At 69.1% G+C, this 26205-nt stretch carries 27 protein-coding genes; 10 read left to right on the top strand and 17 right to left on the bottom strand.

The window, feature by feature from the left end; genetic code table 11:
* Positions 1-4: 4 nt before the first annotated feature.
* Positions 5-886 carry an AraC family transcriptional regulator gene (locus AC1D29_RS25120; protein WP_477902641.1) on the bottom strand — a complete coding sequence of 294 codons (882 nt, stop codon included), beginning with the start codon at positions 884-886 and terminating at the stop codon, positions 5-7.
* A 224-nt stretch (positions 887-1110) separates the two neighbouring features.
* On the opposite strand from AC1D29_RS25120, the gene AC1D29_RS25115 reads away from it, so the two are divergent.
* Entirely contained in the window at positions 1111-1872 is a 762-nt protein-coding gene (locus AC1D29_RS25115; protein ID WP_477902639.1) for an SDR family NAD(P)-dependent oxidoreductase, read from the top strand.
* A gap of 11 nt (positions 1873-1883) precedes the next feature.
* Here the strand turns inward: AC1D29_RS25115 and AC1D29_RS25110 are convergent, their stop codons facing one another.
* The 6 genes from AC1D29_RS25110 to argC form a co-directional block, all read right to left on the bottom strand.
* Positions 1884-2099: a hypothetical protein gene (locus AC1D29_RS25110; protein WP_477902637.1), complete on the bottom strand. Its 216-nt coding sequence runs from the start codon at positions 2097-2099 to the stop codon at positions 1884-1886.
* A 125-nt stretch (positions 2100-2224) separates the two neighbouring features.
* A complete protein-coding gene (locus AC1D29_RS25105; protein ID WP_477902635.1) occupies positions 2225-2602 on the bottom strand; it encodes a VOC family protein in 378 nt (125 codons plus the stop codon).
* Positions 2603-2632: 30 nt separating this feature from the next.
* The gene (locus tag AC1D29_RS25100; protein WP_477902633.1) at positions 2633-2920 is read right to left on the bottom strand and encodes a hypothetical protein; all 288 of its coding nucleotides are present in this window, start codon (positions 2918-2920) and stop codon (positions 2633-2635) included.
* Between the two features lie 43 nt (positions 2921-2963).
* Positions 2964-4316 (bottom strand): esterase/lipase family protein, encoded by a 1353-nt coding sequence (locus AC1D29_RS25095; RefSeq protein ID WP_477902631.1) that lies wholly within the window; start codon positions 4314-4316, stop codon positions 2964-2966.
* The gene (locus tag AC1D29_RS25090) at positions 4313-6766 is read right to left on the bottom strand and encodes a hypothetical protein (RefSeq protein ID WP_477902629.1); all 2454 of its coding nucleotides are present in this window, start codon (positions 6764-6766) and stop codon (positions 4313-4315) included. The genes AC1D29_RS25095 and AC1D29_RS25090 overlap by 4 nt, the downstream gene beginning before the upstream one ends.
* A 79-nt stretch (positions 6767-6845) precedes the next feature.
* Positions 6846-7793, bottom strand: a complete 948-nt coding sequence (gene argC / locus AC1D29_RS25085; protein WP_477902627.1) for an N-acetyl-gamma-glutamyl-phosphate reductase — start codon at positions 7791-7793, stop codon at positions 6846-6848.
* A 137-nt stretch (positions 7794-7930) separates the two neighbouring features.
* Between argC and AC1D29_RS25080 the strand changes: the two genes are divergently transcribed.
* The 7 genes from AC1D29_RS25080 to AC1D29_RS25050 all read left to right on the top strand — a co-directional run bounded on the left by AC1D29_RS25080 (position 7931) and on the right by AC1D29_RS25050 (position 15675).
* Entirely contained in the window at positions 7931-8326 is a 396-nt protein-coding gene (locus tag AC1D29_RS25080) for a hypothetical protein (RefSeq protein ID WP_477902625.1), read from the top strand.
* Complete coding sequence (locus tag AC1D29_RS25075; protein ID WP_477902623.1) at positions 8323-8766, top strand: DUF2846 domain-containing protein; 444 nt, start codon at positions 8323-8325, stop codon at positions 8764-8766. The genes AC1D29_RS25080 and AC1D29_RS25075 overlap by 4 nt, the downstream gene beginning before the upstream one ends.
* 58 nt (positions 8767-8824) lie before the next feature.
* Positions 8825-9364 (top strand): RBBP9/YdeN family alpha/beta hydrolase, encoded by a 540-nt coding sequence (locus AC1D29_RS25070; RefSeq protein ID WP_477902621.1) that lies wholly within the window; start codon positions 8825-8827, stop codon positions 9362-9364.
* Between the two features lie 16 nt (positions 9365-9380).
* A complete protein-coding gene (locus AC1D29_RS25065; protein ID WP_477902619.1) occupies positions 9381-10274 on the top strand; it encodes a ParB/RepB/Spo0J family partition protein in 894 nt (297 codons plus the stop codon).
* 497 nt (positions 10275-10771) lie between these two features.
* Entirely contained in the window at positions 10772-12694 is a 1923-nt protein-coding gene (locus AC1D29_RS25060; protein ID WP_477902617.1) for a PrkA family serine protein kinase, read from the top strand.
* Between the two features lie 16 nt (positions 12695-12710).
* Complete coding sequence (locus AC1D29_RS25055; RefSeq protein WP_477902615.1) at positions 12711-13991, top strand: YeaH/YhbH family protein; 1281 nt, start codon at positions 12711-12713, stop codon at positions 13989-13991.
* A gap of 175 nt (positions 13992-14166) precedes the next feature.
* A complete protein-coding gene (locus AC1D29_RS25050) occupies positions 14167-15675 on the top strand; it encodes a SpoVR family protein (protein ID WP_477902897.1) in 1509 nt (502 codons plus the stop codon).
* A gap of 124 nt (positions 15676-15799) precedes the next feature.
* Here AC1D29_RS25050 and sugE read toward each other — a convergent pair whose 3' ends face one another.
* The 6 genes from sugE to AC1D29_RS25020 form a co-directional block, all read right to left on the bottom strand.
* A complete protein-coding gene (gene sugE, locus AC1D29_RS25045; RefSeq protein ID WP_477902613.1) occupies positions 15800-16114 on the bottom strand; it encodes a quaternary ammonium compound efflux SMR transporter SugE in 315 nt (104 codons plus the stop codon).
* An 11-nt stretch (positions 16115-16125) separates the two neighbouring features.
* Positions 16126-16779 carry an energy transducer TonB gene (locus AC1D29_RS25040; protein WP_477902611.1) on the bottom strand — a complete coding sequence of 218 codons (654 nt, stop codon included), beginning with the start codon at positions 16777-16779 and terminating at the stop codon, positions 16126-16128.
* Positions 16780-16875: 96 nt separating this feature from the next.
* Positions 16876-17337 carry an N-acetyltransferase family protein gene (locus AC1D29_RS25035; RefSeq protein ID WP_477902609.1) on the bottom strand — a complete coding sequence of 154 codons (462 nt, stop codon included), beginning with the start codon at positions 17335-17337 and terminating at the stop codon, positions 16876-16878.
* A gap of 11 nt (positions 17338-17348) precedes the next feature.
* Positions 17349-18038 (bottom strand): ArsR/SmtB family transcription factor, encoded by a 690-nt coding sequence (locus AC1D29_RS25030; RefSeq protein ID WP_477902607.1) that lies wholly within the window; start codon positions 18036-18038, stop codon positions 17349-17351.
* Positions 18035-18358, bottom strand: a complete 324-nt coding sequence (locus tag AC1D29_RS25025; RefSeq protein ID WP_477902605.1) for an antibiotic biosynthesis monooxygenase family protein — start codon at positions 18356-18358, stop codon at positions 18035-18037. The genes AC1D29_RS25030 and AC1D29_RS25025 overlap by 4 nt, the downstream gene beginning before the upstream one ends.
* On the bottom strand, positions 18355-18666 hold the full coding sequence (locus AC1D29_RS25020; RefSeq protein ID WP_477902603.1) for an NIPSNAP family protein: 312 nt from the start codon (positions 18664-18666) through the stop codon (positions 18355-18357). Before AC1D29_RS25020 ends, AC1D29_RS25025 begins: the two co-directional genes overlap by 4 nt.
* 143 nt (positions 18667-18809) lie before the next feature.
* Here AC1D29_RS25020 and AC1D29_RS25015 point away from each other — a divergent pair, with 143 nt between their 5' ends.
* The gene (locus tag AC1D29_RS25015) at positions 18810-19952 is read left to right on the top strand and encodes a GGDEF domain-containing protein (protein ID WP_477902601.1); all 1143 of its coding nucleotides are present in this window, start codon (positions 18810-18812) and stop codon (positions 19950-19952) included.
* Between the two features lie 39 nt (positions 19953-19991).
* Here the strand turns inward: AC1D29_RS25015 and AC1D29_RS25010 are convergent, their stop codons facing one another.
* Complete coding sequence (locus AC1D29_RS25010) at positions 19992-20891, bottom strand: AraC family transcriptional regulator (protein ID WP_477902598.1); 900 nt, start codon at positions 20889-20891, stop codon at positions 19992-19994.
* 78 nt (positions 20892-20969) lie between these two features.
* Entirely contained in the window at positions 20970-21830 is an 861-nt protein-coding gene (gene bla / locus AC1D29_RS25005; RefSeq protein WP_477902596.1) for a class A beta-lactamase, read from the bottom strand.
* 189 nt (positions 21831-22019) lie between these two features.
* Between bla and AC1D29_RS25000 the strand changes: the two genes are divergently transcribed.
* Positions 22020-24233, top strand: a complete 2214-nt coding sequence (locus AC1D29_RS25000; RefSeq protein ID WP_477902594.1) for a TonB-dependent receptor — start codon at positions 22020-22022, stop codon at positions 24231-24233.
* Positions 24234-24299: 66 nt separating this feature from the next.
* Here AC1D29_RS25000 and AC1D29_RS24995 read toward each other — a convergent pair whose 3' ends face one another.
* Together AC1D29_RS24995 and AC1D29_RS24990 are read right to left on the bottom strand one after the other, a co-directional pair.
* Positions 24300-24698, bottom strand: a complete 399-nt coding sequence (locus AC1D29_RS24995; RefSeq protein WP_477902592.1) for a VOC family protein — start codon at positions 24696-24698, stop codon at positions 24300-24302.
* 61 nt (positions 24699-24759) lie between these two features.
* Positions 24760-26193 (bottom strand): cytochrome P450, encoded by a 1434-nt coding sequence (locus AC1D29_RS24990; protein WP_477902590.1) that lies wholly within the window; start codon positions 26191-26193, stop codon positions 24760-24762.
* Positions 26194-26205: the final 12 nt, after the last annotated feature.

Raw genomic sequence — 26205 nt, 5'->3', positions numbered from 1 at the left:
CCGCCTAAGCCCCGACCGCCCTCTGCCCCAGCCGCAGCTTGTCCCGCCCCGGCGGCGCGCCGAACAGGCGGCTGTACTCGCGGCTGAACTGCGAGGGGCTGTCGTAGCCGACGCTGTAGCCGATGGCCGCCACGTCGCCCGCGTCCGCCATGATGCGCGCCCGCGCCTCCTGCAGCCGGATCAGCTTCTGGTACTGCAGCGGGCTCATGGTCGTCGCGCCGCGGAAGTGCCGGTGGAAGGACGACTCGCTCATCGCCACCATGTCGGCCAGCTTCGGGATGGAGATGGCTTCGGTGTGGTGGGCGCGGATGAAGCGGATGGCGCGCCCGATCTGCGACAGCCGACTATCGGCCAGGCCGATCTGCCGCACCATCGCGCCCTGCGCGCCGTGCAACAGCCGCCACACCAGCTCGCGCTCCAGCAGCGGGCCCAGCACGGCGGCGTCGCGCGGTGAGTCCTTCAGCCGCAGCATGCGCACGACGGTGTCCAGCAATTCCTCGGGCGCGTCGCTGACGGCAAAGCCCGCCGGCTCGGCCGCGGGCATGTCCGCCGGGTCCATCTCCAGCAGCAGCGACGAGATCGTGGCCGCCTGCAGTGTCAGCTTCGCGGCCAGGTAAGGCCGCTCGGGGCTCGCCTCGATGACGCCGCCGGCGATGGGCAGGTCCACGCCGACGACGAGGAACTGGCCGCCGCGGTACTCGAACACCTCGTCGCCCAGCATCGCGCGCTTGGCGCCCTGGGCGACGACGACGAAAGTCGGCTCCATCACGTGGTGCTGCATGTCCGTGGGGGCTTGCGCCGCCGCCGCGAACACATCGCCCGCGCTGCGGTCGCCCGCGTTGGCGTGGCGCTGGATCAGCGCCTGCAATGTCTCGAGTGAACCCATGCCGTGACCGTACCCGGTGTGCCGGGCCGGCTCAAGGGGACCGCGCGTCGAATGACGGAATCGTGCAAGAGCCTGGCGGTTTTGGGCTATCGGCCCGGGGGCGGGAGCACGGTCCAGCCCGCGTCGTCTTCACGATGGGCGAATCGTGCAATCACACGACCGGAATTGGCTGCTCGATTTCGCCGTCAGCCGATTCAATGCGGGCCTTCGCTCAAGGAGGTCGCATGATGAAGATGACAGGCAACACCATACTCGTCGCCGGCGCCACCCACGGCATCGGTCGCGGCCTGGCCGAACTGCTGTGCCGGCTGGGCAACGAGGTCATCGTCTTCGGCGGCGAGCCCGGCGCCGCCCAGGCCGTGGCCCGCGCCAACCCCGGCATGCATGCCGTCGACCTTGATCTGGCCAACCCGTGGAGCGTGGCCGGCTTCTGCGAGCAGATCGCGGCGACCTGCCCGGGCCTGAACATGCTCGTCACCCTGTCGATCGCCTTCCCGGTGAGGCACCTGCCCGGGCTGCAGGCGTTGCTGGCCGATGACGACACCGACGAGAAGCTGGAAGCCCACCGGCTGGGCCTGCAGCATCTGACGGGCGCGCTGTTGCCCCACCTTCGCAAGCGGGACGGCGGCGCGGTCTTCAACGTTTCCGCCGGGCCGACGCTGGCGCCACCAAATGCACCACGGGGAAGGCCGGTCATCGACGGCGGCATGCCTGCCTGCACGATGTCGGTCAGGAAGCGATGGGCCAGCGCCGCCATCGAAGTGCTGGATGTCGCCCAGCCGTCGCGCACGGAGCGCCAGAGCCCGGTGCGGGCCTCGCAGCCTGGCGGCGTGCCCCGCGCCGAGTTCCTCTCCAGCGTGGCCACGCTGCTCGCCGAAGGCCTGCACGAAGCGGCGGCCCTCTCAAGGTTGCGCGCACTGTGGCCCGTGGCCCAGCCGGCAGCGCGCGTGATGCGGGACAGCGACCTGGTCTCGCAGGCGTACTGACCAGGGCGCGTTCAAGGGGTGGGCGGAAGCGGGCCAAAGCGTTCGGGCCGGCCACGCTCCTGGCGTCGCAGCCGCCTTTCCAGGTCGGCGAGATCCCTGGCTTCGCGCAGCAAGCGCTCGTCGTCGTCCACGCCGCGTTCGTCCCATACGCGCCGCAGCCATGCGCCCCAGCGAGGGACCACGCCCTCGACAGCGGGTCTCGGAATCCAGCGGATGGTGCGCAGCATGGCGGGCTCTTCGTGACGCGATGGGGTCACGATAGGTTCCGCCCACGCCGGCGCAAAGGCACAGCGGATGCTGCTACGCGTGCTGCTGTGTCAGGGCCGCCGCTGACACAGCAGGCGGGGAGCTGTCAGCCCGCCGGCGCGTGGCAGACCGCCTCGATGTTGTGCCCGTCCGGCCCGATGACAAACGCGGCGTAGTAGTTCGCGTGGTACTTGCAGCGCAGCCCTGGTGGGCCGTTGTCCTGGCCGCCCGCCGCCAGCGCTGCGCGATAGAAGGCGTCGACCTGCTCGCGCGTCTGGGCCATGAACGCGAGGTGCAGGTGTGCAGGCTTCTCCTCGGTCTGAAACAGGCACAGCGTGGCCACCTGGCCCTTCACGACAAGCTCGATGCCGTATGACGGCGCGCCTTCCGCGCCGCCCTTGATGCCCAGCGGTTCGAGGGCCTGGAGAAAGAAGGCCTTGCTCGCGGCGTAGTCGCTGACGCCGAATTTGACGTGGTCAAACATCTGCTCTCCTGAAATACGCGGCGCAGCCGCCTACGCCTCGATCGGCGGGTCGGCGGCCTCGACCTCCACGACCTCGATGGACAGTTGGTCACCCACCGACAAGTCCAGACGGCCGCCTTCGAGCCAACTGACATGCCGGCCATCGCGCGAGACCGCCCCGCGAATGAGGCCGCCCAGATGCATCCAGACATGCTGTAACGCGTCGCCCGCCGCGCTCACGCCGGCGACCGAGTTGACGATGGCGTTGAGCACGTGCTCGTCCTGCAGTCCCGCCGTTGCCAGATGTTGCCCGTTGAGGGTGATTCGAAATGCGATCACATGGCCTCCCTGAACCGTTCTGGCGTTGCGTGACGACGCCGTTTCAGCGCAGCCGCCCATCCAGCCAGCTCAGCACGCGCAGATCCTGGAAGTAGTTCGTGTGATGCGTCTCCGCGCTGACGCCCAGATCCTCCCAATGCGGTGCGGCCAGCGTCAGGTCGCCCAGGCGGTTCATGGCGGCGCTGTCGACGACCAGGTCGTTCGGCTGGTCGAAGATCAGGTCGGCGCCGTAGTACATCGCCTGGCCCTTCAGGTGGGTCACGCGCTTCCACACCTTCCACAGCGGCTCGTTGACCTCGCTGGGCATGAAGCTGCCGCCGATGGCGCGCACCTCGGCGCCGGTCGGCAGCGGGTAGAGCTGGGCCAGCTCCAGGTTGTTGCCGACACGCCCCATCGCCAGCAGCCCAGGCACCAGGCCCACGGCCGCGTCGGCCAGCGGCGTGCGGGCGCCCAGCTCCAGCACCTTGCCCAGCACGCAGGCCAGACCGCTGACGCCCAGCGCCAGCGGCTGCAGCCCTGGCGGCGCGACCTTGCCGGCCTTGGACGCGGCCTCGGCCACCGCGTCGGCAAAGCTGGCCAGCGTGTCCAGCGCCTGGCGCAGCTTGTCGGGTGCGGCCAGCGACGTGCCGGCCAGCGGCGCACCGACCAGCAGCGCCTGGCGAGCGCGCAGCTCCGGCGCCATGCGCAGCAGCCAGGAGATGACCAGGCCGCCGCGGCTGTGGCCGACGAAGTCCAGCTCGGCCGGGCAGGTGGCCAGCGCGTCGCGCAGTGCCAAGGCGTTCAGCCACGGCGCGACGCTGAGCGTCGGGTGGTCGAAGGCCAGCACCGCGGCGTAGGTGCCGGTGGTGTCGTTCAGGCGCTCGAACAAGGCCTCGCCATCGGCCGTCGCGGCGAACTCCTTGGCGTACATCGCGCTGGCGCTGAAGGTGCCGTGCACCAGCACCAGCACGCGGCCCTTCAGCGCGGCCAGGAAGCCGGCCGGCAGCGGCGCCCAGGCCTGACCGTCCCAGCGGCGCAGGCCTTGGGTTGGCGCGGCCAGCTCGGCCAGCACCGGGTTCAGGTGGCGGTCCAGCTTGACCAGGCCCGTGGTGACGGCGTTCTCGCCCAGCTCCGGGAAGGCGATGCGCTGCACGGTCTCGCGCGAGTCGGCGCTGAAGGCCCGCCAGCTGCGCCGGCCCTGCACGCCCAGCTGGCGCACCGGTGGCTCGTAGACCCAGCGCAGCAGGCCATCGTCGCGCAGCAGCCGCACGGCGGCGCGGCCGTCGCCGGCCTGCGCGTCGAAGCCGCGGCGGCGGCGCTGCTGGATGGGCGCGCGCGCCGCCTCGCCTCCGGGCGCGGCGACCTCGAGCTGCTCGCCGACCTCGGCCCACAGCGCCTGGCTTGCAGCGCTGCTCATGGCAGGTCCCTCAACAACGGCAACGGTGTGATCTGGCGCTGCCGCGCCGTGATGATGTCCAGCATGGAGTCGTAGTCCGTGCGGTCGCTGAGCGCCTCCACGCCGGCCTCGATGGCCTCGACGAAGCCGCAGTGCTCGGTCAGCCGAACGGTCTCGATGGGCACCAGCTTGCGGTCCAGGATGAGACCGCGCACCTCGTCCCAGCTGGCGCGCCCGGCGTGCCAGGGCACGGCCTGCGCATTGGCGGCCGAGCTGCCGCTGGCGTCCGCCTGCACGGCGCCGCTGTAGTTGCCGGTCATCTGCATGTACTCCTCGCGGAAGGACGGGTGGCGCCACCAGCCCGGCAGCGCATGGCCTTCGAGCAGGAACACGACCGGGTAGATGTCCACCAGCTCCAGGCAGGCCGCGAACAGCAGCGCCAGGTCGATGCAGGTGCCCGCGCGCTCGGCCTGCACGGCCGACGGCATGCGCAGGCGTTGCGAGTCCAGCTGCTTGCTGTAGCTGGGCGGCGGGTTGATGTAGCCCAGCTGCCAGTCGTGCAGCAGCGTCGCCCAGATGGCCTCGACCTGCCGGTCCACGCCGCGCAGCAGCTCCTCGGCGATGCGGCCGCTGGCCGGCACGGCGCTGTCGGGCACGCACTGGTAGCCCTCGAAGCCCGCCGTCGGGTCATCGCGCAGCACGCGGTTGTAGCGCTGCGACTGCGACAGCGCACGCACCACGGCCGGGTCGCGCGGCAGCACGAAGGACGGCAGCCACTGGCCATCGCGGCGGTTGTCGCGCCACTGGTCCACCGGCAGCAGGCGCAGCCGGTGGCTGTCGTGATACAGCAGCTTGTCGCCCTGGCGCACGCGCACCTGGAGACTCGTGTTGATGGCCTCATGCACGCCACGCGCGACGTCGGCCGTCAGCGGCACGTGGATGTCCTTGGTCAGGTTCTCGCGCTCATGGCGCATGACGACACGCCGCTCGTAGCGCGCCTCCTCGTTGCCCATGTGCACGGCCACTTCCACGTCCAGCGGCTCGGCCCGCAGCGGCGCCTCGCAGCTCAGCACGAAGCGGCGGAACAGCGGCTGGGCGTTGTGCAGCACCGCGTAGTTCAGCTCCGGGAACGGCTCGATCTCGCAGCGCACCTCGGCCGAGGCTCGCGCTGGCGTGGCCGGTTCGGCAGCCGCCTCGACCAACTCGCGGGCGCGCGCCTGGTGCAGCGCCTGCGTGCCCGGGTCGACGAACACCGGCCCGTCCAGCCACAGCGTCACGCCCGTCGCATCCACCGACTCCGGCAGCGCCCGCACCTCCTCCCACACGCTGGCAAAGGCCGCGGGCAGGTTGAAGCCGCCGGCGAACAGGTGGCGCAGCAGCTGCGTCAGCGTGTACTCGGCCAGCGAGTCGTCGAAGGCGTCCTGAAAGCCCAGCGCGGCGCGCGACGCGCCCTCGGCGATCAGCATGGGTGCCAGCCGTGCGGCGCTGTTCCACACGTTCAGCGTCGTCAGGTACGGCGGCGTCTCACCGACCGCCACAGCAAACGCCTGGGCCAGCGCCTGGGCATGCACCAGGCGCGGATAGCCCTGCGCGCCGCGCAGCAGCAGGCCGTCCAGCACGCGGCGCGAATCGGCCAGCAAGTCGTCAACCAGCTGCACGCGGCTGGCCGCGCCGGCCTCGTCCGAATCGGGCGCCTCCACCAGCGCCGTCTTGCCGATGACCGTGCCCAGCTCGCGCAGGCCCTGGTGGCTGTCCATGCCCGCAAAGTGCAGCAGATGCGGCGGCCGCGCGGCCAGCTCGGCGGTCAGCTCCTCAAGGCTCGGGTAGTTCAGCACGCGCGGCGCCGGCACGTCGGCCGGCAGCGCCGCGCTCAGGTTCTTCACCTCGGCGTCGACCGTCCAGCGCTCGCACAGCTCGGTCGGCAGCGCGTTGACGATCAGCACGCGCAAGTCCTTCCACGCCGGGAAGACGACGGCGCCGCGCGGCACCGGCTGCCACTCGCCCGCCACCTCGTGCTGCACCTGCAGCTCGCGGATGACCGTCAGCGGCCTCGGCCCCTTGGCCGCGCTGCGGCGCTGCTCGCGCGTGGCCGCGGCCAGCACGTATTCCCACGGGAAGATGCGCCCCTCCCAGCACAGCGCCTCGTGCTGGTAGGGCACGCGCACCACCAGCGTCGAGGCCTCGCCCAGCGCCTGCAGCTGGTCGTCGCTCAGGCCCAGGATCTGCAGCGTCTGGGCGGCGTCGGTCTGATGCTGCTCGCGCACCTTGGCCTCGCGCACCCAGCGCTGGCGGGAGCGCAGCACATAGGTCCAGCGCAGCGCCTGCTGCGCCATGCTCTGGCGCGAGCGAACGTCCACGCTGGCCAGCGGCACGCCCAGCGCGTCGCCCATGGACGCGATGTGCACGCCCTGCAGCAGCCGCTCATGCTCGGGCGGCGGCTTGCTCTTCTGCGCTCTGCCGGATGTGCTCACGGGCAGTCCTCCTGTCGGCCTTCATCAAGACCGCGGAGTATCGCGACGCTGCGCTCCCGCGCAACGCCATGTTTTATGGTCAGACCAAGCCGAGGCTTTCTTCGATGCCCAGGTGCACGTTCATCGACTGCACGGCCGCGCCGCTGGCGCCCTTGCCGAGGTTGTCCAGGCGTGTGACGACCAGCACCTGGGTGTCGGACGCGAACACGAAGATGTCCACGCGGTTGGTGTCGTTGCAGGCCTGCACGTCGAAGAAGCCCGTCTCCAGCGTCGCCGCGTCGCGCAGCGGCTTCACGCTGATGAAGCGCTCGCCGTCGTAGTGCGCGGCCAGCGCCGCCTGGATCTGCTCCGGCGTCGTGCCGGGCTTGAACTGGCTCAGGTGCAGCGGCACGCTGACGGCCAGGCCCTTGTAGAAGGTGCTGACGATGGGCATGAACACCGGCGGGTTGGCCAGCCCGGTGTGGGCCTTCATCTCCGGCAGATGCTTGTGCTTCAGACCCAGGCCGTAGGGCCGCGGCGCCTGCAGGTGCGCGGGCAGCGGCTGCTGCTCGTACTCGGCGATCATGGACTTGCCACCGCCCGAGTAGCCGGTGATGGACGTCGCAGTGACGGCCGCGTCGGCCGGCAGCAGGCCGGCGTCCACCAGCGGGCGCACGCCGAGGATGAAGGCGCTGGAATGGCAGCCCGGGTTGGAGATGCGCTTGCTGGCCTGGATGGCGCCGCGCTGGCCGCGGGCCAGCTCCGGCAGGCCGAAGGCCCAGCCCGGTGCGGTGCGGTGGGCGGTGCTGGCGTCGATGAGGCAGGTGTTGGGGTTGTTGATCATGAACGCCGCCTCGCGCGAGGCCACGTCGGGCAGGCACAGGAAGGCCACGTCCGCCGCGTTCAGCAGCCGCGAACGCTCGGCCGGGTCCTTGCGCTTGTCGGCGTCGATCTTCAACACCTCGATGTCGGACCGCGCCGTGAGGTACTCGTGAATGCGCAGGCCCGTCGTGCCTTCCTGGCCGTCAACAAACACTCGATAAGTCATCGCCACTTCCTTGCTTGGGGGCCCGCCCCCCGGGAAAGTACGAAGCATAGACGGTGCGGAATTACCGCGCCGGGGGTCGGGGCGCCTCACCACGGCGGCTATCCTCGCGCCCGAAAAAAATGAACAGGGAGGTTGATATGTCGTTCCCACGCATGGGCTGGGCGACGGGTTGCGTCGCCATGGCGCTGCTGTGCGGCTGCGCGAGCGCGGTGCGTACCGAGAGCAGCAAGCTCAGCCCGGTCGTCGAACAGCCCGCCAAGGTCATCCGGCTGGAGCGAGAAGCGCTCATCGTGCTGCCGACCGGCTACAAGCGCGGCCTGAAGCCCGACAGCCGTTGGCGTCAGGTGGGCAGCATCGCCCAGGGGCAAGTCTTCCGCCCGTTGGATTCGGTCCTCACCATCGAGGGCCGTCAAGTGCACGAGGCCTACCTCGTGATCTCGGGCGGCAAGCTGGTGGGTTTCTACCTGCCGGGCGAAGCCAACTACGCCGCCCTCGATGCCCCCGTCCCCTTAGCTATCGGAGATACCCTGTGATTCGTCGTTTCGTTCTCGCCAGCGCGCTGGCCGCCACCGCCATCCTTTCCGGCTGCGCGTCCGGCCCGAAGTTTGCCGAAATGTCCAAGACCATCCCGGTCATCAAGGCCGGCGAAGGCCGCGTCTACTTCTTCCGCTCCGACTCGATGTTCGGCGCGGCCATCCAGCCCGACATCCGCCTGAACAACGAAGTCGTGGGTTCGTCCAAGCCGGGTGGCTTCTTCTACGTGGACCGCCCGGCGGGCAGCTTCTCGGCCGCGGCTTCCACCGAAACCGAAAAGACCCTGTCCTTCACGCTGGACGCCGGCGAGACCAAGTACGTGCGCACCTCGCCCAGCATGGGCCTGCTGGTCGGCCGCATCGTGCTGCAGCTCGAGGACGCCGCCAAGGCACAGGCCGAGGTGGAGAAGCTGAGCTACGTGCCCCTGGCCAAAAAGTAAGGCCGCCACGGGGTGGCGCGGCCGTCACGCCGCGCACCCCGATCTAAAGTCAGCGGCAATGAAAACGCCGCGCATCCTCCTCCTCCCCGGCTGGCAAAACTCCGGCCCCGACCACTGGCAAAGCCGCTGGGAGCGCCTGCACGGCGACCAGCGCGTCGAGCAGCACGACTGGGACTGGCCCCGGCGCGGCGACTGGATGGCCCGGCTGGACGAGGTGCTGCTGCAGAACGACGCGCCGGCGCTGCTGGTCGCCCACTCGCTGGGCTGCCAGCTGGTGGCCGCCTGGGCCGAGCATTCGCAGCACACGGGCCGCGTCAAGGGCGCCCTGCTGGTCGCTCCACCCGACACCGAGCGCGATGACATGCCGCCCCAGCTGCACGGCTGGCGCCCCATCCGCCGCCCGCGCCTGCCCTTCCCCAGCATCACCGTCATCAGCAGCGACGACCCTTTTGGCGCGGCCGAGCGCAGCACTCAGATGGCGGCCGACTGGGGCAGCAGCGTCGTCATCGCCGGGCCGCGGGGTCATCTGAATTCCGAATCCGGCCTGGGCGACTGGGCCGAGGGGCGCGCGCTGCTCGACGACCTCACCAAGCGCTGAAGGACAATCCGCGCCCATGGCAACGAAGAAACCCAAAGGCCTCGGCCTCGGCCTGGAAGCCCTGCTGGGCCCCAAAGTCAGTGAGGCACCCGCCACCGACTTGCCCTCAGCGCTGAAGCTCGAACAGCTGCAGGCCGGCAAATACCAGCCGCGCACGCGCATGGACGAGGGCTCGCTGTACGAGCTGGCGGAGAGCATCAAGGCCCAGGGCATCATGCAGCCCATCCTGGTCCGGCCGATCACGCCCAACGGCGGCGTGGCCTACGAGATCATTGCCGGCGAGCGGCGCTTCCGTGCCGCAAAACTTGCCGGCCTGCGCGAGGTGCCGGTGCTGGTGAAGGCGGTGCCCGACGAGTCGGCCGCCGCGATGGCGCTGATCGAGAACATCCAGCGCGAAGACCTCAACCCGCTGGAAGAAGCGCAAGGCCTGAAGCGCCTGACCGACGAGTTCGGCCTGACGCACGAACAGGCGGCGCAGGCCGTCGGGCGTTCGCGCAGCGCGGCCAGCAATCTGCTGCGCCTGTTGAACCTGTCAGCGCCGGTGCAGAACATGCTGATGGCCGGCGACCTGGACATGGGCCATGCCCGCGCGCTGCTGCCGCTGGACGGCGCCACGCAGATCACGACGGCCAGCGAGATCGCCGCCAAGAAGCTCAGCGTGCGCGAAGCCGAGAAGCTGGTCGCCAAGCACCAGGGCGCCGCCCGCCAGGCGCCGCTGCTGCGTGTGAAGAGCGACAAGAGCCGCGACGTGCTGCGGCTGGAAGAAGAGCTGGCCGATGCGCTCGGCGCCACCGTCGAGGTGCGTGTGAAGAAGCGCGGCAAGCGCGGCGGTCAGAGCGGCGAGCTGGCCATCCACTTCGACTCGCTGGACGCGCTGTCCGGCATCCTCGACAAGTTGCGCGCCGGCTGAACCGCGGGGTCGTCCTGCGGCACTCACGCGTGGTGCGCCGGGCGGGTGCCGCGCAATGCGGCGGCGTCTGACAACAGGCCGCGGACAAAGCATCCAACACTAGGGCACGCGGCAAGGGCGCCGCATGGTTTGCACGCTCGGCCCGAGGCGTTTGGCGCAGCTGCTGCGATCGCAACAGTTCTTCACCGGCAGCTTGTCAGCAGCCCGCCACAAGGCCCCCATGTTCGTGTGGTTTGCCCGAAAAGTGCCAGGTCTTGCCTGATCCGCCGGCGTATGCTGGACCGGCACCCTGTCAACGAAAAACGTCGCTTGTTTGTTGGTGGTCGTACGGCGGCTTATTCTTGAGATCAAGCAGCGGTCGGCAGCATCAAGCTGCGGACATGACGAGTGGAGAGTTCTGATGACGCCTTGCAGTTGAGGCGCGATCAGAACCCCCCAGTTCCCTCGGGCACGGATCGTGCTCGCGGCCCCGTGGGTTCAAACCGCAGGAGGTCGGCATGGACGTCATCAGCCATTTTTCCAAGCGCTACGAGCGCAGCAAGGTGGAGGAGCTCTCGCTGGAGGACTACCTCGCCGAGTGCAAGTCAAACCCGCTGGCCTATGCCTCGGCCGCCGAGCGCATGCTGCAGGCCATCGGCGAGCCGCAGATGCTCGACACGCGCAACGACCCGCGCCTCTCGCGGTTGTTCGCCAACAAGACCATCAAGATCTACCCGGCCTTCGCCGAGTTCTACGGCCTGGAAGAAGCCATCGAGCAGGTGGTGTCCTATTTCAGGCACGCGGCCCAAGGGTTGGAAGAGAAGAAGCAGATCCTCTACCTGCTGGGGCCCGTGGGCGGCGGCAAGAGCTCCATCGCCGAGCGCCTCAAGCAGCTGATGGAGCACGTGCCCTTTTATGCGCTGGCCGGCTCGCCGGTGAACGAGTCACCGCTCGGCCTGTTCGACCCCGTCGAAGACGGCCCGCTGCTGGAGCGCGACTACGGCATCCCGCGCCGCTACCTGAACCGCGTGCTCAGCCCCTGGGCCGTCAAGCGCCTGGACGAGTTCGGCGGCGACATCCGCAAGTTCAAGGTCATCAAGCGCTACCCCAGCGTGCTCAAGCAGATCGGCGTGGCCAAGACCGAGCCGGGCGACGAGAACAACCAGGACATCAGCTCGCTGGTCGGCAAGGTCGACATCCGCAAGCTCGAGACCTATGCGCAGGACGACCCCGACGCCTACAGCTACTCCGGCGGCCTGTGCCTGGCCAACCAGGGCCTGCTGGAGTTCGTCGAGATGTTCAAGGCGCCCATCAAGGTGCTGCACCCGCTGCTGACCGCCACGCAGGAAAGCAACTACAAGGGCACCGAGGGCTTCGGCGCGATTCCCTTCGACGGCATCGTGCTGGCGCACAGCAACGAGAGCGAGTGGAAGACCTTCCGCAACAACAAGAACAACGAGGCCTTCCTCGACCGCGTCTACATCGTCAAGGTACCTTACTGCCTGCGCGTCAGCGAGGAGGTCAAGATCTACGAGAAGCTGATCCGCGGCTCGTCGCTGGCCGAGGCCAAGTGCGCCCCCGGCACGCTGAAGATGATGAGCCAGTTCGCCGTGCTCACGCGGCTGAAGGAACCCGAGAACTCGTCGCTGTATTCCAAGATGCAGATCTATGACGGCGAGAACCTGAAGGACACCGACCCGCGCGCCAAGAGCTTCCAGGAGTACCGCGACTACGCCGGCGTCGACGAGGGCATGAGCGGCATCAGCACGCGCTTTGCCTACAAGATCCTTTCCAAGGTCTTCAACTTCGACTCGGCGGAAGTGGCGGCCAACCCCGTGCACCTGATGTATGTGCTGGAGCAGCAGATCGAGCGCGAGCAGTTCCCCAAGGAGCTTGAAGAGAAGTTCGTCGGCTTCATCAAGGAGCAGCTATCGCCGCGCTATGCCGAGTTCATCGGCAAGGAAATCCAGACCGCCTACCTGGAGAGCTACAGCGAATACGGCCAGAACATCTTCGACCGCTACGTGACCTATGCCGACTACTGGATCCAGGACCAGGAGTACCGCGACACCGACACCGGCGAGGTGTTCGACCGCGTGGCGCTGAACGCCGAGCTGGAGAAGATCGAGAAGCCGGCGGGCATCTCCAACCCCAAGGATTTCCGCAACGAGATCGTCAACTTCGTGCTGCGCGCGCGCGCCAACAACGCGGGCAAGAACCCGTTGTGGACCAGCTACGAGAAGCTGCGCACCGTCATCGAGAAGAAGATGTTCTCCAACACCGAGGAGCTGCTGCCCGTCATCAGCTTCAACGCCAAGGCCAGTGCCGAGGACGCCAAGAAGCACGAGAACTTCGTGCAGCGCATGGTGGACAAGGGCTACACGGCCAAGCAGGTGCGGCTGTTGTGCGAGTGGTATTTGCGCGTGAGGAAGTCCAGCTAAGAAAGCAGGTCGCTTGATGTCCCTGCAACAGATCATCGACAGGCGCCTCTCCGGCAAGAACAAGTCGATTGGCAACCGCGAGCGCTTCCTGCGCCGCCACAAGGAGCAGATCCGCGAGGCGGTCAAGCGCGCGGTGGACGGCCGCGGCATCCGCGACATGGAGCGCGGCGAAGACGTGCACATCCCGAAGAAGGACTTGAACGAGCCCGTCTTCGGCCATGGCGACGGCGGCATCCGTGAGGTCGTGCGGCCAGGCAACCAGGAGTATGTGAAGGGCGACCGCATCGCCAAGCCCAAGGGCGGGCAGGGTGGTGGTGGCGGTGGTGGCGAAGCCAGCGACTCCGGCGAGGGTGAGGACGACTTCGTCTTCCACCTGAGCAAGGAAGAGTTCATGCAGGTCTTCTTCGAGGACCTGGCCCTGCCCAACCTCGCCCGCACGACGCTGGCCGACACGCCCGAGTGGCGCAGCCAGCGCGCCGGCTACGTGTCCGACGGCACGCCCACCAACCTGCACGTCGTGCGCTCCATGCGCGGCGCTTTAGGCCGGCGCATTGCGCTGGGCATGGACAAGCGCCGCGAGCTGCACGAGCTGGAAGCCCGCGAAGCCGAGCTGCTGAAGGAAGACCGCCCCGAGACCCCGCGCCTGCTGCTGGAAACGCGCGAGCGCATCCAACACCTGCGCGAGCGCCTGAACGCCATCCCCTTCCTGGACCCTATCGACCTGCGCTTTCGCTCGCGCGTGCGCATCCCGGTCCCGACGACGCGCGCCGTCATGTTCTGCCTGATGGACGTGTCCGGCTCCATGGACGAAGGCCGCAAGGACCTGGCCAAGCGCTTCTTCATCCTGCTGTACCTGTTCCTGACGCGGCACTACGAGAAGATCGACGTCGTCTTCATCCGCCACCACACGCAGGCCCAGGAGGTCGACGAGCAGAACTTCTTCCACGCCACCGAGACCGGCGGCACGGTCGTGTCCAGCGCGCTGGTGCTGATGGAGCAGATCATCAAGGAGCGCTACTCGCCGACCGAATGGAACATCTACGGCGCCCAGGCCAGCGACGGCGACAACTGGCACCACGACAGCGGCCGCTGCCGCGAGCTGCTGGCCGAGAAGCTGCTGCCGTTGTGCCGCTACTTTGCCTACGTGCAGGTGGCCGAGCCCGAGCAGAACCTCTGGGAGGAATACCAGAAGCTTGCCGACGATGCGCGCCACTTCGCGATGCGCAAGGCCGTCGAAGCGTCGGAGATCTATCCGGTCTTCCGTGACCTGTTCAAAAAGGAAGGGGCTTCGGCATGAGGTCCGAGCGCCGGGCCGCTCCCAGGCCGGACCGTATCCCCTCGGGGGATCGGCCGACGGACCCGTTGGACGAGGGGCAAACATGAGCTGTAAAGAGGACCGTCGCCATCCGGAACGCGCCGCCACCCCGCCGCGTGGCACACCCGAGCGCCGCCAGCGCCAGCCGCTGCAGCGCATGAGGCCGCTGGCCCAGCGACCCAGCCAACCGCTGCCGTCTCCCAATGACTGGAGCTTCGAGCTCATCGACGAGTACCACACCGTCATCAAGGACACGGCCGAGCGCTTCGGTCTGGACACCTACGCCAACCAGCTCGAGGTCATCACCGCCGAGCAGATGATGGACGCCTATGCGTCCGTCGGCATGCCGGTCAACTACCGGCACTGGAGCTACGGCAAGGAGTTCATCGCCACCGAGCGCGGCTACAAGCGCGGCCAGATGGGCCTGGCCTACGAGATCGTCATCAACTCCGACCCCTGCATCGCCTACCTGATGGAGGAGAACACGCTGGCGATGCAGGCCCTGGTCATCGCCCACGCCTGCTACGGCCACAACAGCTTCTTCAAGGGCAACTACCTGTTCCGCATGTGGACGGATGCCTCGTCCATCATCGACTACCTGGTCTACGCGAAGAACTACGTCGCCGACTGCGAGGAGCGCTACGGCGTCGATGCCGTCGAGACGCTGCTGGACAGCTGCCACGCGCTGATGAACCACGGCGTCGACCGCTACCGCCGCCCCGCCAAACTGTCGCTGGCCGAAGAGCGTGCCCGCCTGAAGGACCGCGAGCAGCACGCCCAGTCGCAGATCAACGACCTCTGGCGCACGCTGCCCCGCAAGGCCGACCGCCCCGACGAAGCCGCCGAGACCCGCCGCTTCCCCGACGAGCCGCAGGAGAACCTGCTGTACTTCATCGAGAAGAACGCACCGCTGCTGGAGCCCTGGCAGCGCGAGGTCGTGCGCATCGTGCGCAAGATCGCGCAGTACTTCTACCCGCAGCGCCAGACCCAGGTCATGAACGAGGGCTGGGCCACCTTCTGGCATCACCGCCTGCTGAACCAGATGTACGACGACGGCTACCTGTCGGACGGCATGATGATCGAGTGGCTCAAGTCCCACACCAACGTCGTCTACCAGCACCCGGGCGCCAACCTGAACCCGTATGCGCTGGGCTTCGCGATGTACACCGACATCAAGCGCATCTGCGAGAACCCGACGGATGAGGACCGCGACTGGTTCCCCGACATCGCCGGCAGCGACTGGCTGCCCACGCTGGACCACGCGATGCGCAACTTCAAGGACGAGAGCTTCATCGGCCAGTACCTGAGCCCGAAGATCATGCGCGACTTCCGCCTGTTCTCCATCCTCGACGACGAGACCAAGAGCGAGTACGAGATCTCCGCCATCCACGACGAGGTCGGTTACCGCCACCTGCGCCAGGCCTTGTCGCGCCAGTACGACTTGTCCACGCGCGAGCCCAACATCCAGGTCTGGAACGTCAACCTGCGCGGCGACCGGTCCCTCACGTTGCGCCACGTGCAACACCTCAACCGCCCGCTGCACGACAGCGCGCAGGAAGTGCTCAAGCATGTCGGCCGGCTGTGGGGCTTTGGCGTGCAGCTGGAAAGCGTCAACCAGCGTGGCGACGTGACGCGGCGGTGGAACGTGCCGGCCCAGGCCGTGTAGGGGGCGCGGCCTCGCCGTCGCGGCCCTGCTTGCCTGCGCCTCATCGCGCACCGCATTACGCTGCAGCTGGCCGGCCCGAACCAGCGCGGCGCCCTGCTCGTGCCGCCCAAGCCCAAGCGCTAGTTCACGACGCCAGCTTCAGCCCCACGATGCCGGCCACGATCAGCCCCAGGCTCAGCAAGCGGCCGACGCTGGCCAGCTCGCCGAACAGCACGATGCCCAGCGCCGCCGTACCCACCGCGCCCACGCCCACCCAGACCGCATAGGCCGTGCCCACGGGCAGCGTCTTCATCGCCACGCCCAGCAGCCCCACGCTAAGCACCATGGCGCCCACGGTCAGCACCGTGGGCCAGGGGCGGGTGAAGCCTTCGGTGTACTTCAGGCCGATGGCCCAACCGACTTCCAGAAGGCCCGCGATGACGAGCAGCAGCCAAGCCATGGTTTGAATTCTCACTTCTTCTTCAGCAGCCGCTCGAACTTGTCCTGGCGGAAATCCTCCGGCGTCGAATCGAGCGTGTTGAGATACATCAGCAGGCGGTATTCGGACTCGACGGGCTTGCCGTCCACCAGCTGCGGCTCGAACACCCAGCCGTCCAGCGAGGCCTTGGCATAGCGGCGCACGCTGTCCGGCATGCCCGCCTGCGCCACCACGTCGACGGTCTTGCAGCGCCCGTTGATGCCCACCGTGCAGATGCCCAGCACCTGCCCTTCCCAGCCGCCGTTGGCGGCGATGTCGGCCGGGTAGTTGGCCAGCGACTTGTTGAGGGGGATGGGCCCGACCGACAGCCCGTCGACCCGCACGGAGCCGCCGCCGTCGGCATTGGGCGTCACGGTGAACCGCATCTCCACGCCCGACCGCATCGTGACCGGCTTGCCATCCACCACCGGTGGCTGGATCTTGGCCTGCGCCACGCGCGACTTCACGTTCTCCACGAACTTGGCGGGGTACTTGTCCTCGTCCACCACCGTGTACTCGGCCGGCTTGCCGTCCACGCCAAACAACACCCGCGTCCACACCGACACCGGGTAAGGCGCCGTCGCGTCGGCCGCCACGGCCTGCAGTGCCGCCAGGCACAGCGCCGCCACACACATCATCTTCTTCATCGGTACGCTCCCTTTGGCCCGCATTCTCCAGCAGGGTCAAGCGGCCGACGAACTGGTCGCGGCGGCGTTTCGCCGGTTGGGCGCATCGCCAGCATGTCAGGCCGCCACACGCTTGCTGTAAGCCAGGTAGACCTCGTCCCGCTGCCAGCCCAGCGACTCGTAGGCGGCCTGCGCGGTCTTGTTGGTCCGGGCGGTCGTCAGCTCCAGCTTGGCCCGGCCGTTCTCCAGCGCGTGGCGTTCCGCCGCCAGCAGCAGTGCCCGCCCGGCACCCGCGCGCCTGGCCTGCGGCGTCACGAACAGGTCGGACAGCAGGTAGGTGCGCCGGGCCTCGATGGAGCAGAAAACCGGGTAGAGCTGGCAGAAGCCAACGGCTTGCTGGGCATTGTCCAAGGCCAGCAGGATGACGGATTCCGACTTCTCCAAGCGGTCACGGATGAAGCGGCGGGCCGTGACCAGGTCGGGCGCCTGCTCGTAGAACTGCCGGTAGGCGTCGAAGAGCGTGGCGAGGACGTCGAGGTCGGCCAGCGTGGCGGGTCGGGTGCGGGGGGTCGTGCTCATGGGCCGGAGTTTTAGCGCAACAACGCATCCACCAGCGCCAGGCGCCCGACGGGCGTCACCGCCAGCTCCCGCGTCTCGGCAACGCGCTGCAACCAGCCCCTGGCCACCATCGCCTCCAGCCACGCCACCGCCAGCGGCCCGGCGAAGTGATCGCGGCGTTCGGACCAGTCGACGCAGTCGTAGAGCACGCGGCCCGTCAGGGCCACACCCTCTGGCGACAGCGCCGCCAACGCCTCTCGGCCGGCGTCGCTCGGTTCATACCGCCCGTCCGGCGCCGCCGTCACCCAACCCTTGGCCAGCAAGGCCTCGCGCCATTGCACGCCCAGCTCGCCGGCCAGGTGGCCGTAGCAGCTGCGCGCATGCCGCAGCCCGCGCATCTGCGGCTTCTGCCAGCGCTTCACGTCGGCCGCGGGGCCGGCGTCGCGGCCATCGGCGACGCGCAGCAGCGCCTCCAGCGCATGCGCCACGTCGCCGTCCGCCAGGCCGAAGTAGCGGTGCCGCCCCTGCGGCCGCACGCGGGCCAGGCCTTCGTCGACCAGCAGCTTCAGGTGCGCCGACATCGTCGCCGCGCCCACGCCGGCGTGCGTGGCCAGCTCGCCCGCCGTGTGCAGCCGGCCGTCGAGCAGCCGCGCCAGCGTGCGCGCCCGCGTCGGGTCGGCGATCGCGGCGGCGACACGGGCCAGGCGCGGCTCGCCGCTCATCGCGGCACCTGCTCGCGCTCGTTCAGCCCGTAGTCACGCACGACATGGGCGACCCGCAGCCGGTAGTCTTGAAACAGCCCGCCACGTCCCGCGGCCTGCGCCTCACGGTGGCGCTCCATCTCGCGCCAGCCGCGCACCGCGTCCTCGTCGCGCCAGAAGGACAGTGACAGCAGCTTGGTCGGCTCGGTCAGGCTCTGGAATCGCTCCACGGAGATGAAGCCATCCATGCGCTCCAGCAGCGGCTTCAATGCGGCGGCGTGGTCCAGGTAGGCCTGGCGGCCTGGCTCGGTGGGCTGGACTTCGAAGATGACGGCGATCATGGCTGCACATCCTCACAGAAAGTGCGCTCCTCGCGCAGGATGAAGCGCTGCGCCTGCGCGAACGCGAAGTTGGCGCGCGCCTCGGGGTCGGCCTTGAGCCGCGTGCGGTAGTCCTCGTAGGCGGCCAGCGAGTCGAAGCCGACCAGGCCCCAGGCCTCGTAGTTCGTGCCCTCGTGCGGTAGCCAGTAACCCAGCAGCCGGCCGCCCAGGCGCGGAATGATGCGGCCCCAGGCCTGCGCGTATTCGCGGAAGGCCTCGCGCTGGACCGGGTCAAGTTCGTAGCGGATGAAGCAGGTGATGTGGGCCATGGCGGTGCTCCGTGAGTGATGGGATGCCCTCAGCTTGGGCGGCACGGGCACTGCCATGCTTCGCCGTGCAACGAACTGTGTCCCGGCCCCACGGCGGCACGCCGGCCGCTATCCTCGCCGGCGCTCATCGCCCAACCCACGCCGTGCCCCAGCCCGCACCCCACCTCTCGCCAGCGCCCTCACGCTGGACGGACTGGCTGCTCGGCCGCGGGGGCCAGGGACGCGGCGCGGTCAAGCTGACGCTGCTGGCGTTGACGGTGTACGGCCTGTTCGCCTTGAACGTGGCGGTGCAGGTGATGCTGGGCCTGATGCGGCCCGCGCCCGCGCTGTGGCTGTGCGGGGTCAGCCTGGCCGGCATCACGGCCTTCTACCTGCTCGTGCGCAGTGGCCTCAGCCGCCACCTGGGGGCCGACTCGTCGCTGACGCTGTCGCAATCCGTCTTCGGCGCCCTCATCACGGCCTGGGGCTATGCGATCGACCCGCCGCTGCGCGGCGCCATCATCGCCATCATGCTGCTCAACCTGGTCTGGGGCATGTTCGTGCTGTCGCAGCGCCAGGCCTTCGGGCTCTACCTGTTCGGGCTGGCGGCACTGGGCGCGGCGATGGGCTATGGCGCCGTCACCGACCCGGCGCAGTTCCCGCCGGCGGTCGAGGCGCTGCACTTCACGTTCGCGGCCATCCTGATGACGGCGGTGTCGGTGCTGTCGGCCAACATGTCGCGGCTGCGCGCCAAGCTCGGCAAGCGCACCGCCGAGTTGCACGCGGCGCTGGAGCGCATCCAGTACCTGGCCCACCACGACGAACTGACGCGCATCAGCAACCGCCGCCACCTCGGCGAGAGGCTGGCGGCGGAGCAGCTCAACCAGCGCCAGAGCGGCCAGACGATGAGCCTGGTGCTGATCGACATCGACCACTTCAAGGCCGTCAACGACAACCACGGCCATGCGGCGGGCGACGCCGTGCTGCGTCATTTCGCGCTCACGCTGCAGGCCGCGCTGCGCAGCACCGACTTCGCCGGCCGCTGGGGTGGCGAGGAGTTCCTCGTCGTCACGCCGCGGGACAGCGCCGACACGGCGGCGGCCCTGGTCGAGCGCCTGCGCGAGGCCCTGGCCGCCACATCCTTCGACGCCGTCGTGCCCGGCCTGCACATCACCTTCTCGGCCGGCGTGGCCGAGTGCGCACCCGGTGAGGACCTGCACCTGGCCATCGACCGCGCCGACCGTGCGCTCTACAAGGCCAAGCAGGGCGGGCGCGACCGCACGGTCAGCGAGTTCGCGCAGCTATGAGACCCCTCGCCCAGTCTCGGCCCGCAAGAGCGGGCCGCGTCACAGCGGCGCAACGGGGATGCAGAGCTCGCAATCGAACACGCCCGTCCGGTAGTCGAATTTCGACGTGGGCCGATAGTGCTCGAAGCAGGGCCGCGCGTCCAGCTGCAGGCCGCTGGACGGCAGCCACTGGCCCAGCATGGCCGCCCAGGCCGCGCCGATCTCGGCGGCCGTGCCTTCGAAGTCCAGCGCCGCGTAGCGACCGCCGGGCAGCTCGGTGACGAGCGCGCCGCCGTTGGGCACCCAGGCCTCGGGCACGGCCACGCCGGCGTCGTAGCGGCATTGCTCGGGCGGCACGAGGCTGGGGTCGTCGTGGCCGATGCCGAAGCGCGACACCGGGCCCAGGTTCTGCTGCGCCAGCCACGGGTTGAAGGTCTCGGCCCAGAAGCGGCCGAGGGCGGGGCCGAACGGGCCCTGGTAGCGCAGATAGCCCATGCGCACGGGCGGGTGGTCGATGAGGCGGACGTTCACGGGAGTTCCTGAGTCGGGGTTGCGGGTGAAGCCATGCTCCGCCGCCTCCCAGGCGCCGCCCTGATCCAGATTGCTGTCGCCCTGATCGAGATTGCGCCACTGCGTCGGCGAGCAGCCGAAGCGCCCCTTGAATGCGCGCGAGAACGCCTCGGCCGAGCCATAGCCCACGCCCAGCGCAATGCTCAGCACCGTCGAGCCCGGCTGGCCGCGCAGCCGCTGGGCGGCCTTCTCCAGCCGGCGGCGCGCGAGATAGTCACCCAGCGTCTCCCCCATCCAGGCCAGGAACAGCCGGTGGAAGTGGTACGGCGAGAAGTGCGCCACGGCGGCCAGCGCCTCCAGGTCCAGCGGCGCGTCCAGGTGCCGGTCGATGTGGGCCTGCACGCGGTGCATGCGCGCCTCGTACTGGCGGCGGCTGGCGTTGGCGGTCACGGGTCAGCGCCTCACGGCCGCCCGAAGGCGCTGACGCGCCCCGCTGGGAGCGCGCAAAGCGAGCGTGGGGGCCTCATGTCAGGCCCAGGCCTTCACCAGCAGGCGCATCGCGTCGGCGTGCACGGCCGACAAGTCGTCCGTCGAGGCCTTGGCGTCCGACTGCAACGCCACGACGACCCAGGGCGAGCGCCCCCCGGGCGGGAACACCAGCGCCACGTCGTTGACCGCGCCGCGAAAGCCCGTGCCGGTCTTGTCGATGACGCGCCAGTCCGCGCCCGGCACACCGGCGCGCAAGCGCTTCAGCCCCGTCTGCGAGGCCTGCAGGTCGGCCCACAGCCGCGCCTGGTTGGGCCGCGTGAGGCCGCTGCCCAGCAGCAGGTGCTGCAGCGTCTTCGCGAACGCGCGCGGCGTGCTGGTGTCGCGCGCGTCGCCGGGCGCGTTCTCGTTGAGTTCGGTCTCCCAGCGATCCAGGCGCGTGACCTCGTCGCCCTGCTGGCGCAGCCACATCGTCAGGCCGGCCGGCGAGTCGCAGCAGTGGCGCAGCAGCACGTTGGCGCAGGGGTTGTCGCTCTCCACGACGATGCCCTGCACCAGCTCCGCCAGCGTCGCGCGGCCACGGGGCAGGAAGCGGTCGAACGCGGGCGAGTGCGGCACGCGCTCGCTCTTGTGCAGCGCGACCTCGTCGTTCCACTGCCAGCGCCCGCCCTCCACGCCCTGGGCCACACGCGCGGCCAGCAGGATCTTGAAGGTCGACGCGATGGCGAAGCGCTCGTCGGCGCGGTGCGCCAGCGAGCGGCCGGTGGCGGTGTCGACGGCGAAGAAGCCCAGGCGGCCCTGCACGCCGCGCTCCAGCGCGGCGAAGTCGGGTGGCGAGGCGGCGAGGCTGCGGGTGGCCAGGGGCGCGAAGGCCAGGCCGGCAAGGAGGGGGCGGCGTTGCATGCGCCGCATTCTCGTGCGCCGCGGCACGGCACCGGTGCAGGGGCACCAGCATCGCCCGTCTGCAAACTGACTACCCCGTCAGACTTGCGCAACACCGGCGCCGCAACAGCCGGCAGCTCGCATGCTGCGCCGCACAATCGCCGCCGGCCCTGCAGTTGGGGCCGCTTTCCTTTCTGGAGCCGCTGTTTGATGAACGCACCCCGCCTCAGCCTCATGGCCCTCGCCCTGAGCACCGTCCTGCCCGCCCTGGCCCAGGAAGCCCCGGCCAAGGACCGCAGCCAGCTTGAAACCGTGGTCATCACGGCCGAGCGCCGTGCCGAGAACATCAAGGACGTGCCCAACGCCGTCTCCAAGATCAGCGGCGACAAGCTCGACGTGCTGGCCTCCGGCGGCCAGGACCTGCGCTTCCTGTCGGGCCGCGTGCCCAGCCTGAACATCGAGTCCAGCTTCGGGCGCGCCTTCCCGCGCTTCTACATTCGCGGCTACGGCAACACCGACTTCCGCCTGAACGCGTCGCAGCCCGTCAGCGTGGTCGTCGACGACGTGATCCAGGAGAACCCCATCCTGAAGGGCTTCCCCATCTTCGACACCGCCGCGGTGGAAGTGGTGGCCGGCCCGCAGGGCACGCTGTTCGGCCGCAACACGCCGGCCGGCGTCGTCAAGTTCGACTCCGTCAAGCCCAGCCACAAGCAGGACGGCTACGCCAGCGTCACCGTTGGCAACTACGGCACCGTCAACCTCGAAGGCGCGGCCAACCTGCCCTTGAGCGGCGACTGGGCCGCGCGCATCTCCGCGCAGAGCCAGCGCCGCAGCGACTGGGCCAAGAACACGCTGGACGGCCAGCCCACGCCCAAGACCGAGGGCTACCGCGACAACGCCGTGCGCGCGCAAGTGCTGTTCGAGCCGCACAAGCAGTTCAGCGCGCTGGCCAACCTGCACGTGCGCGACCTGGACGGCAGCCCGCGACTGTTCCGCGCCAACATCATCAAGCGCGGCACCAACGACCTGGTCGACGGGTTCGACCGCGAGAAGATGGAGATCGGCGGCGTCAACGAGCAGACGCTGAAGCAGACCGGCGGCAGCCTGCGCCTGAAGTGGTCGCTGCCCGAGATCAACATTTACTCGATCAGCGGCTACGAGAAGGTCAAGCCCTTCTCGCGCGGCGACATCGACGGCGGCCACGCGGCCGTGGGCACCACGCCCGCGGGCCCGGGCTTCATCCCGTTCCAGAGCGAGACGGCCAGCCGCATGGACGGCCACCGCCAGCTGTCGCAGGAAGTGCGCGTCGAGTCCAACGCCACCGGCCCGCTGCGCTGGCAGGCCGGCGTCTACCTGTTCGATGAAAAGTACGTCATCGACAACCTCGACTACGACCCCGCCACGCACGCCGTGCGCAGCGAGATCCTGACCAGCCAGAGCAACAAGGCCTATGCCGGCTTCGGCTCCATCAACTACGACCTGAGCCGCGAGCTGCAGCTGCGCGCCGGCCTGCGCTACACGCACGACAAGAAGAACCTGGTCACCACTGGCACCGTCAACGCCGCCAACGGCACCACGGCCGCCACCAGCGACGGCAAGTGGAGCGGCGACCTGTCGGTCAGCTACAAGCTGGACGCCGACACCAACCTCTACGCCCGCTACGCCAACGGCTTCCGCGCCTCGTCCATCCAGAACGCGTCGGCCTTCGGCCCGCAGTCGCAGGCCGGCCCGGAGAGCATCAACAGCTACGAAGTCGGCTTCAAGAGCGAACTGCTCAAGCGCACGCTGCGCCTGTCGGGCTCGCTGTTCAGCTACACCGTCAAGGACTTGCAGCTGACCGCCGTGGGCGGCAGCGTCAACGCGACGCGCCTGCTCAACGCCAGGAAAGCCACCGGCAACGGCGCCGAGCTGAACCTGGAGGCGCTGATCACGCCCGACCTGACGGTCACCATGGGTGGCTCGCTGAACAACACCAAGCTCAAGGACCCCGGTCTGGGCGTGCCGCCGGGTGGCTCGCTGAAGGTCAACGGCGCCTTCCCGACCGTGCTGGACCCGGTCGTGGGCGGCAACGCGATGGTCGACGGCAACGCGCTGCCCAACGCGCCCAAGTGGACCTACAACCTGACGGCGCGCTGGAGCATCCCGCTGGCCAGCGGCGACGAGGTCTACGTCTACACCGACTGGGCCTACCGCTCCAAGGTCAACTTCTTCCTGTACGAGGCCACCGAGTTCACCGGCAAGGCCCTGACCGAAGGCGGCGTGCGCGTGGGCTACCTGTGGGGCAACGGCAAGTACGAGGCCGCCGGCTTCGTGCGCAACGTGACCAACCAGATCCGCGTGACGGGCGCCATCGACTTCAACAACCTGACCGGGTTCATCAACGACCCGCGCACGTACGGCGTGCAGTTCAAGGCGATGTTCTGAGGAACGCCCGCTGAGGACAGAAACGCCGCCCTCGGGCGGCGTTTTTCATGGCGCCGGGTGACCGGCTCAGGCCGCCTTGACGCGGTGGATGGCGCAGAGCTTGTTGCCATCCGGGTCGCGCACATAGGACAGGTGCATCGGGCCCAGGTTGCTGTCACGCAGGCCGGGGGGTTCCTCGATGGACTGGCCGCCTTGCGCCACTGCCACGTCGTGAAAGGCCTTCACCTGCTCGGCCGATTCGCATTTGAAGGCGATGGTGCCGCCATTGGCATGGCAGGCCGGCTCGCCATTGATGGGCTGGCTCACGCAGAACGTGCCACCTGCATGGCGGTAGAACAGCCGCTGGTGCCCCGAGGCCGCCTGGTTGCGAAAGCCTTCGGGCGCGCCGATCGTGGCGAGCACGGCGTCGTAGAAGCGCTTACTGCGCTCGATGTCGTTGGTGCCCACCATGATGTGGTTGAACATGGGTGTCTCCTCAGGAAGGGGTGCGAAGCGCGGCATTGTGGCCAACCGCGCGGCGAAGCGCTCAGTCGCGCGATCGCAGCCGCATCGCCAAGCCCACCGGCCCCATCGCCAGCTGCAGCAGCTCGCGCGGTGCCTGGCCGTCGGGCGTGTCCACCGCCGTGATGTCGAAATGGCGCAACAGCATGGCGATGGCCAGCTTGATCTCCATCAGCGCCAGATAGCGCCCCGGGCAGATGCGCGGCCCGGCACCGAAGGGCATGGACAGCCGCTTGGCCGCGCCGGCTTGGCGCGCATCGGCCAGCCAGCGCGCGGGGTCGAAGGCCGCGGCGTTGGGCAGGTGGCGCTCGCTGGTGGCGTCGCGCCGCATGACCGCCATGACGATCATGCCCTGGCGGATCTCGACATCGCCCACGCGCGTGTCGTGCAACGCCTGCATGGTGTTGATGGGCGCAACCGGTCGCAGCCGCATGGTCTCGTGCGCGCAGGCCTCGACGAAGTCCAGCGCGGCCAGCTGCGCAAGGTCCGGCAACGTCGCGTCGCCCAGCACGCGGTCCACCTCCGCGCGCGCCTGGGCCAGCGCGTCGGGGTGCTGCCACAGCAGCCAGATCATCCAGGCCAGCGTGTTGGCCGTCGTGTCCTCGCCGGCCAACAGCATGGTCAGCACATTGCCGGCCACCTGGGCATCGTCGATGCCGCTGTCCGGCGCGTCGGCGGCCACCAGCATGGCCTCCAGCAGGTTGCTCGGTTGGTCGTGCAAGGCCGGGTCGGCCGCCAGGCGAGCGCGCGCCTTGGCGATGAAGCCCTGCACCGCGACATCGATCTCGGCCACGCTGTGCGTCAGCGCCCGGTCCTCGGCCGATGGCCACCAGCGCCAGACGGGGAAGGGCGAGAACATGCGCTTGAACAGCATCGGGAAGATGCGGTTCAGGTGCTGCTGGATGACGTCCTCGTCGGACTGCAGCGTGTTGACATCTTCGCCAAAGGCCAGGCCCGCGACGGCGTCCACCGTGTAGCGCATCAGGTCGGCCTGCAGCTCGATACGGCTGCCATCGCGCGCAGCGATCTGCCAGCGGGCGATGAGGCGTTCGGCCACGCGCAGCAGCGACGGGTAGTAGCGCTTCACATGCACCGGGTCGAAGCCGGCCATCACCATGCGGCGCTGGCGCTTCCAGGTCTCGCCGTTCGACGCGAACAGACCCGCGTTCAGCCCCATCTCGCTGCCGACCTGCTCCAGCTTGGCCGTGCGCCGGAAACCGTCCGGCCGGTCGCGCAGCGCCGTGCTGATCAGCTCGTGGTCACCGACGACGACGAGGCGGCGCTTGCCCAGGCGCAGTTTGAAGATCGGCCCATAGGTTTCGCACCAGGCCTCGACCTGCTGGTGCACCCGCGTCGAGTCCAACTGCAGCAGGTTGCCAAACACCGGCACGCCGCGCGGGCCGGGCAGGTCGTCGAAACGGCGCAACGCGCCGGCGGGCGGGGCGGTGGTGGTGTCCATCGGGCCAGTCTA

The sequence above is a fragment of the Roseateles sp. P1_C6 genome (genome assembly GCF_056406315.1).
This window is presented reverse-complemented; position numbering and strand designations above follow the sequence as displayed.

What these genes read in the sequence shown, in the direction of transcription:
- AC1D29_RS25000 (WP_477902594.1), top strand. Translation starts at nt 22,020, where the DNA reads ATGAACGCACCCCGCCTCAGCCTCATGGCCCTCGCCCTGAGCACCGTC.
- AC1D29_RS25050 (WP_477902897.1), top strand. Translation starts at nt 14,167, where the DNA reads ATGAGGCCGCTGGCCCAGCGACCCAGCCAACCGCTGCCGTCTCCCAAT.
- AC1D29_RS24995 (WP_477902592.1), bottom strand. Translation starts at nt 24,698, where the DNA reads ATGTTCAACCACATCATGGTGGGCACCAACGACATCGAGCGCAGTAAG.
- AC1D29_RS25115 (WP_477902639.1), top strand. Translation starts at nt 1,111, where the DNA reads ATGATGAAGATGACAGGCAACACCATACTCGTCGCCGGCGCCACCCAC.
- AC1D29_RS25025 (WP_477902605.1), bottom strand. Translation starts at nt 18,358, where the DNA reads ATGATCGCCGTCATCTTCGAAGTCCAGCCCACCGAGCCAGGCCGCCAG.
- AC1D29_RS25095 (WP_477902631.1), bottom strand. Translation starts at nt 4,316, where the DNA reads ATGAGCAGCGCTGCAAGCCAGGCGCTGTGGGCCGAGGTCGGCGAGCAG.
- AC1D29_RS25035 (WP_477902609.1), bottom strand. Translation starts at nt 17,337, where the DNA reads ATGAGCACGACCCCCCGCACCCGACCCGCCACGCTGGCCGACCTCGAC.
- sugE (WP_477902613.1), bottom strand. Translation starts at nt 16,114, where the DNA reads ATGGCTTGGCTGCTGCTCGTCATCGCGGGCCTTCTGGAAGTCGGTTGG.
- AC1D29_RS25060 (WP_477902617.1), top strand. Translation starts at nt 10,772, where the DNA reads ATGGACGTCATCAGCCATTTTTCCAAGCGCTACGAGCGCAGCAAGGTG.
- AC1D29_RS25070 (WP_477902621.1), top strand. Translation starts at nt 8,825, where the DNA reads ATGAAAACGCCGCGCATCCTCCTCCTCCCCGGCTGGCAAAACTCCGGC.
- AC1D29_RS24990 (WP_477902590.1), bottom strand. Translation starts at nt 26,193, where the DNA reads ATGGACACCACCACCGCCCCGCCCGCCGGCGCGTTGCGCCGTTTCGAC.
- bla (WP_477902596.1), bottom strand. Translation starts at nt 21,830, where the DNA reads ATGCAACGCCGCCCCCTCCTTGCCGGCCTGGCCTTCGCGCCCCTGGCC.
- AC1D29_RS25030 (WP_477902607.1), bottom strand. Translation starts at nt 18,038, where the DNA reads ATGAGCGGCGAGCCGCGCCTGGCCCGTGTCGCCGCCGCGATCGCCGAC.
- AC1D29_RS25110 (WP_477902637.1), bottom strand. Translation starts at nt 2,099, where the DNA reads ATGCTGCGCACCATCCGCTGGATTCCGAGACCCGCTGTCGAGGGCGTG.
- argC (WP_477902627.1), bottom strand. Translation starts at nt 7,793, where the DNA reads ATGACTTATCGAGTGTTTGTTGACGGCCAGGAAGGCACGACGGGCCTG.
- AC1D29_RS25120 (WP_477902641.1), bottom strand. Translation starts at nt 886, where the DNA reads ATGGGTTCACTCGAGACATTGCAGGCGCTGATCCAGCGCCACGCCAAC.
- AC1D29_RS25080 (WP_477902625.1), top strand. Translation starts at nt 7,931, where the DNA reads ATGTCGTTCCCACGCATGGGCTGGGCGACGGGTTGCGTCGCCATGGCG.
- AC1D29_RS25020 (WP_477902603.1), bottom strand. Translation starts at nt 18,666, where the DNA reads ATGGCCCACATCACCTGCTTCATCCGCTACGAACTTGACCCGGTCCAG.
- AC1D29_RS25055 (WP_477902615.1), top strand. Translation starts at nt 12,711, where the DNA reads ATGTCCCTGCAACAGATCATCGACAGGCGCCTCTCCGGCAAGAACAAG.
- AC1D29_RS25040 (WP_477902611.1), bottom strand. Translation starts at nt 16,779, where the DNA reads ATGAAGAAGATGATGTGTGTGGCGGCGCTGTGCCTGGCGGCACTGCAG.
- AC1D29_RS25105 (WP_477902635.1), bottom strand. Translation starts at nt 2,602, where the DNA reads ATGTTTGACCACGTCAAATTCGGCGTCAGCGACTACGCCGCGAGCAAG.
- AC1D29_RS25065 (WP_477902619.1), top strand. Translation starts at nt 9,381, where the DNA reads ATGGCAACGAAGAAACCCAAAGGCCTCGGCCTCGGCCTGGAAGCCCTG.